Source organism: Desulfovibrio sp. SGI.102, from assembly GCF_050314315.1.
Classification (GTDB): Bacteria; Desulfobacterota; Desulfovibrionia; order Desulfovibrionales; family Desulfovibrionaceae; genus Desulfovibrio.
Genome location: NZ_JBNPNC010000088.1, coordinates 1 through 6,208, shown reverse-complemented (window position 1 = coordinate 6,208; position 6,208 = coordinate 1). Strand labels below are relative to the sequence as shown.

The 6,208-nt window shown below is 47.1% G+C and carries 5 protein-coding genes; all 5 read left to right on the top strand.

Annotation, left to right across the window (positions count from 1 at the left end; translation table 11 throughout):
• Positions 1–57: 57 nt before the first annotated feature.
• On the top strand, positions 58–2,142 hold the full coding sequence (locus ACQRCJ_RS11875; protein WP_427799880.1) for a glycosyltransferase: 2,085 nt from the start codon (positions 58–60) through the stop codon (positions 2,140–2,142).
• A gap of 9 nt (positions 2,143–2,151) precedes the next feature.
• Positions 2,152–2,880, top strand: coding sequence for a class I SAM-dependent methyltransferase (locus ACQRCJ_RS11870; RefSeq protein ID WP_427799879.1), 729 nt, complete (start codon positions 2,152–2,154; stop codon positions 2,878–2,880).
• A gap of 171 nt (positions 2,881–3,051) precedes the next feature.
• Complete coding sequence (locus tag ACQRCJ_RS11865; RefSeq protein ID WP_427799878.1) at positions 3,052–4,047, top strand: glycosyltransferase; 996 nt, start codon at positions 3,052–3,054, stop codon at positions 4,045–4,047.
• Positions 4,048–4,077: 30 nt separating this feature from the next.
• Positions 4,078–5,082: a glycosyltransferase family 2 protein gene (locus ACQRCJ_RS11860; protein ID WP_427799877.1), complete on the top strand. Its 1,005-nt coding sequence runs from the start codon at positions 4,078–4,080 to the stop codon at positions 5,080–5,082.
• Positions 5,083–5,227: 145 nt separating this feature from the next.
• The coding region (locus ACQRCJ_RS11855; RefSeq protein WP_427799876.1) for an inorganic phosphate transporter at positions 5,228–6,208 on the top strand (981 nt) is incomplete at its 3' end.

The following is a 6,208-nucleotide window of genomic DNA, read 5'->3' as shown; positions in this document are numbered from 1 at the left end:
AATATTTTATCTGCTCGCCATTTGTTTTAATAGGGGCAGTTTCAAATAGAGGATGCCATGATTACAAAAATAAAAAAATTTTTTAAACAAAATAAATACATAAAAAAACTTTATATTTATATTTTTGGATATAAAGTTAAAAAAATTTTCGACTCTTCATGGTATCTGAAGACATATCCAGATGTAAAAAAGGCAAACCTGGACCCTCTAATTCATTATCTACGACACGGTAAAAAAGAGAAAAGATATATTTCTGAAAATGACTTTATAATAAACAATATAGATTCTAATTGGTATATTAGGAGATACCCCGATGCATATTCATCAGGCTTAACTCCACTACAGCATTATTTAACTATTGGAAAGAGCAAAGGCTATTCAATAAATTTTATCGAAGATATGAAAAAAAGTATACATTTTTCATTTATTAATGAGGTTAATCATCTTAAAATAGTGTCAGCGATATCTCAAAAATGCCAACAATATCACTCAACTCACTCCTCACATAAAATACGTAAAGTAATTTTTTCTGCTATCGCAGGTGGATATGAATCAATTCGAATTCCTAGTTTTATTGATCCAACTTTTGATTATATACTATTTACTGATAAGCCTTATCCCGATACCGGAGTTTGGAAAATTCGTCCCATTCCGTATTGGAGCTCTGAACAAACACGAATTACACGATATGTAAAAATGCATCCGCATTTTCTTTTTCCAGATATCGACATAGCGATATGGGTTGACCATAATATACTGATCACAGAAGATTTTTCACCAATAATAAATAGTTTTATACAGTCGTCATTACCTGTTGCAACATATTATCATCCAGAAAGATCAAATATTTATGAAGAAGCAGAAGCATGTATGGAAATGAAACTAGACAAATCTGAAACGATTAAAAATCAAATAGAAGCATACAGAATAAATAATTTTTTTCACGATGACTTGCCAGAGACTTCAGTGATGATGTTTAACATAAAGCATAAAAAACTGGCACAAATAATGAATAACTGGTGGTCAGAATTAGATAAACATAGTTATAGAGATCAACTGTCCTTCAATTTTGCTATAGCCAAAGCTAATGAACGATACTACCCGCTCTCATTGAAGGGAATATCACCACATAATAGCACTAAATATTTTTCTTATTCACCTCACGACCACAACAAGGGGATCTCACGGTGTATTACAGAAGCATTCTGCAAAAATTGGACTAATCCCTGGGCTGGCGAAAGCTTCTCGATACATAGATCAGCTAGAATCGTCCGTTCCCAAGAATTATCAATAGATGTTTGTATTTATGTTTGCAATGCTCTACAAGCCGTGACAGCATGTGTAGAATCACTATTTTCAGCATCAACCATCTACAATAAAATAATCATTATAGATGATTGTTCTGATAAAGATACGCGAGATTATCTATATAAACTTTCAAAATCTAAAAAAATCATAAAGTTAATACGAAATAATGTCCCCTATGGATATACAAAATCTATCAATGAGGCTATTCGTACATCAAATGCAGATTTTGTTATTCTGCTCTCCAGCCATACGATAGTAACTGAAAATTGGGCAGAAAAAATGGCGATAGCTATTTTAGAAAGCGAAGGAGCTGAGATTGTCAGTCCGCTCTCCAATGCAGCAGGAAGTCAATCTATCCCTTCATTACTTTCAGCAGGCGATGATATCACTATGAATGCCCTTCCTCTAGGAGTAACTCCCCATGATATGAATAAATTATGTGAAATATGGGCGGTAGATAAATATTATCCACGTGTACCACTTGTGCATGGATTTTGTTTGGGCATGACTCGTACTGCAATTGATAAATTAAGCTGTTTTGACGAGTTGAATTTCCCTCATGGCTATGATGTAGAAAATGACTTTTCTTTTCGCGCAACCAATGCTGGCATTGATCAAGTCATTGCGATAACTACCTATGTCTATAGGCAATACAGCGCCTTCTCTGAGCGGGACTTTCAGCTTATGCACGAAAGCTCTAAGAGGCTTTCGGAGCTTCACGGGGAAAGTAGAGTTTTGCGAGCCCACAATACAATGAAAGGCAACCCTACTCTCACAGAGATACGCAAGCGGATGCAGTTTGTATATGATAGTTATCTTAATAAACATTTTTAGGAGGAATGTATGATAAAAGAGTCCATAAAACACATATTGAAAAAAATGGGACAAATTTCCAATGAAGATACTGAAAAAAAAATTAATGACTGTACGACATTTATCCAGTCCGCACGTATAACAAACTTTCTTGCCCCATTGCTAGTCAATTTTTCCTACCTTCCCTTAACAGATGCTGCTGCTGGCCCTCATTACTATGCTCATATTTTAAATGATATTATTATCAACAACAAAAAAAGTATTGTCGATATTGGTTCTGGGATATCGACAATCCTTATTGCACGACTCTTAAAAATAAATAATATTTCAGCATCTATTATATCTATTGATCATGATAAAAATTGGCAAAATATTGTTAGTAGTATATTAAAACGAGATGGCGTCGATCAATATGTAACTTTCATTGACAGCCCTATTATAAAATCAAATGAATATACGTGGTATGATAAAACAAAAATAGTTTTTCCTGATGACTATTCTATCGATACTTTATTAATAGACGGACCTATAGGAATAACCGCACATTTAGCACGCTTTGAAGCTGTACCTTTTCTAAAAAAATATCTTTCACGTAATTGCTATACCATCTATCTACATGACACAGATAGACCCGATGAGAAAGAAATCGTTCGTCTATGGGCAATGGATCTCCCATATGCGAAGATATCTGTATTCAACAGATACACCTTATTTTCATATGGAAATAAATTTGAATTCTATCCACAAAGCATACTTTAATCTAATCCTACCTTTTTAAATTAAAATAACTAGTTATATGATAAGTCAAAAAATATGGACTTAAAAACCCTCTGGCAACACAGCCCCTCTTGGCTCCGGGAACTTGTCATCACGGTGTTTTCCTGGTGTATCGGACCTCATGATCCCCAAGCTCCTGAGCAGCCGCTCTATGTGCTGGGCGCTTTTGCCAGCAGCTCCGGTCTTGCGGAAGGGGCCCGCCTGTATGCGCAGGCACGCCGACGCGAAGGTAAAGAAGTCATTTGCCTGGACATCACGCATGCCATGCAGCAACGGGCCGATTTTCCCCAGAGCATGGAGGACGTCATTGCCTTTAACGACCGACAGCAACTGACGCGCCCTGGTGCCGTGGTCATCCATGCCAATCCTCCGCAATTCCAGCTGGCCCTGCTGCGGCTGGGCAAGGATTTTCTGCATAACAAACGCATCATCGGCTATTGGGCATGGGAGGTGGAGACCTTGCCGTCGATCTGGATTCAGGGACTCCGTCTCCTGGACGGTGTCGAAGTTCCCAGCTGTTTCGTGCAAAATGCTATCCAGCGCCATACTGCCCGTCCTGTACAGGTGATACCGCATGAGGTCGTCTCCCCCTCGCTCCGCAAGACCACCTTTATGGAAGATGGCATCCTGCGCTGCCTGTACAGCTTCGATGTCAGTTCAGGTCTGAACCGCAAGAATCCCGAAGCGGCGCTGCGGGCCTTTGCGGAAGCCTTTCCGCAAGGGGGCGCCGAGCTGACTTTCAAGGTCAGCGGCGCCACCGCTGCTCCGGCAGCCATGGAAGCCCTGCGTGAACGCTGCCGCTCCGTGCCGCATGTCCACATCATCACGGACATCCTGGACAGGGACGCGCTTTCCCGTCTCTACTGCCGTCATGACGTCTATCTTTCCCTGCATCGCTCGGAAGGGTATGGCCTGACCATCAGGGAAGCCATGCTGCACGGCCTGCATGTAGTAGCCACTGGCTGGTCGGGCAACATGGACTTCATGGACGGTGAACTCTCCCACCCTGTCCCCTTCACGCTGGTCCCCCTCAAGGAGAAGCAAGGGCCCCTCAAGGGCCTCAAAGGGCAGTGGGCAGAAGCGGATACCGCCGCCGCTGCCGCTATCCTGCGGAAGCTGCGGGAGCAGTTGTCCGCCTCCTCCTGTTGACAAACAGCGATACCGCCGCACGAGGTTCCCATGCTGCATCCCCAGGACGTTGCCGTCATCCTGCTCAACTATAATGGCGCCCACGATACCATTGCCTGTCTGCGCTCCCTGTACGGCCTGGAGGCCCTGCCCGGCGCCATCATCGTCGTGGATAATGCCTCCGCTGATGATTCTGTCCCCCGTATCATGTCCGCCTGGCGACAATGGGCCACGCCGCGTCTTGTTCACGCCCAAAATCCCGGCGAAAAGAAAGAGCCCGCCAAGGCCGTGCTGCTCCAGCTTGACGAAAATAACGGTTATGCTTCCGGCAACAATGCCGGGATCCGACTGGCGAAGTTGTTGACGTCCTGCACGGCATACTGGATCCTCAATAATGATACGGAGCCGGATCGTTATGCCTTGAATACCCTGTGCACATGGTATAATCAGGCAAAATCCTTAGCCCTGGTCGGATCGACGCTCGTCTTCTCCTATGACGAGGAAACTATCCAGTGTGCAGGAGGAGGGAAGTTGGTCCCTTATCTTGGTCTGACAGGCCACTTGCATCAAGGCGAAAAGATCAAAGACCTGGATACCATCAATATTGACGAGACTGAAAAAGAACTCGGCTATATCACTGGTGCCAGTTTGCTCCTCCACGAAGAAGCCCTCCGGCGCATCGGTCTATTCCGCGAAGATTTTTTCCTTTATCTGGAAGATACCGACTTCAGCATCCGTGCCCGCAAGGCGGGCATACCGCTGCTCTGGGCACGTGACAGCATCGTTTTCCATAAAGAAGGCGGCACCACAGGCGCGGCTTCAGCCAACAATGTTCATTTCCAGCGCCCGATATGGGTCGATTACCTGATGTTGCGCAACCGGGCCCGTCTTGTCCGGGATCATTATCCACTGGCCATCCCGCTGCTGTGCGCCAGCTACCTGGCCGTCGCTTTCAAACGAATTCTCCGCAAACAGCGGAATCGTGTCCCCCTGGTCTTCAAGGCGCTGTGGCACGGCCTTGCAGGCAAGATGGGCAAACCTGACTGGCTGCGCTGATCAGCCCGCATCCTGCCCCATCCCAAGGGATGCCCCCTCCAGCCCTTCTCCCACCAGTATTTCCCCGTCTCCGTCACCGTTTTGTAACAAAACCTGCCTACACAGAATATGCCTCATTCTCAGACTATTCCGCAGGAGACGGGACGTGGAAAGCATCTTTCTGCTCATACTGGTATTTCTGGCCATACTGGCCGCAGTGGACCTTTTCGTGGGCGTCAGCAATGACGCCGTCAACTTCCTCAACTCGGCCATAGGCTCGCGCATCGCCAGCTTCAAGGTCATCATGGTGGTGGCCAGCATCGGTGTGCTGCTGGGCTCCACCTTTTCCAGCGGCATGATGGAGATCGCCCGCAGCGGGGTCTTCAATCCCGAGATGTTCACCTTCAACGAGATCATCATCATTTTCTTCGCCGTGATGATCACCGACGTCCTGCTGCTGGACGCCTTCAACTCCATGGGCCTGCCCACCTCCACTACCGTGTCCATCGTCTTCGAGCTGCTGGGCGGTGCCGTGGCCGCGGCCCTCATCAAGATCTCCACCTCGGACATCCTGCTCTCCCAGCTGGGGGACTTCATCAACAGCCAGAAGGCCCTGGCCATCGTGTCCGGCATCCTCATCTCCGTGGTGGTGGCCTTCGTGGCCGGCGTGGTGGTGCAGTACATCACCCGCCTGATCTTCACCTTCCACTATGAGCGCATGTACCGCCGCATCGGCGGCATCTTCGGCGGCCTGTCCCTGACGGCCATCTTCTACTTCCTGATCATGAAGGGCGCCAAGGGCGCGTCCTTCATGAAGCCGGAATACCTGGCCTGGATCAATGCCCACACCCTGCCCATCCTGCTGGTGCTGTTCGCGGGCCTGAGCGTGGTGCTGCACCTGCTCATGGTGCGCCGCGGCGTCAACATCTTCAAGATCGTCATCCTGGCCGGCACCTTTGCCCTGGCCTTCGCCTTTGCCGGCAACGACCTGGTCAACTTCGTGGGCGTGCCCCTGGCCGCCTGGGAAAGCTGGCAGCAGTTCACCGCCAGCGGCATGGCCGCCGATGCCTTCACCATGGAGGGCCTGCGCAAGGCCGTGCAGACGCCCACCTTCTACCTGCTGCTCTCCGGTCTGATCATGGTGCTG

Excerpts from the sequence above, each read along its gene's own strand:
- ACQRCJ_RS11875 (WP_427799880.1), top strand. The coding sequence starts at position 58 with ATGATTACAAAAATAAAAAAATTTTTTAAACAAAATAAATACATAAAA.
- ACQRCJ_RS11870 (WP_427799879.1), top strand. The coding sequence starts at position 2,152 with ATGATAAAAGAGTCCATAAAACACATATTGAAAAAAATGGGACAAATT.
- ACQRCJ_RS11860 (WP_427799877.1), top strand. The coding sequence starts at position 4,078 with ATGCTGCATCCCCAGGACGTTGCCGTCATCCTGCTCAACTATAATGGC.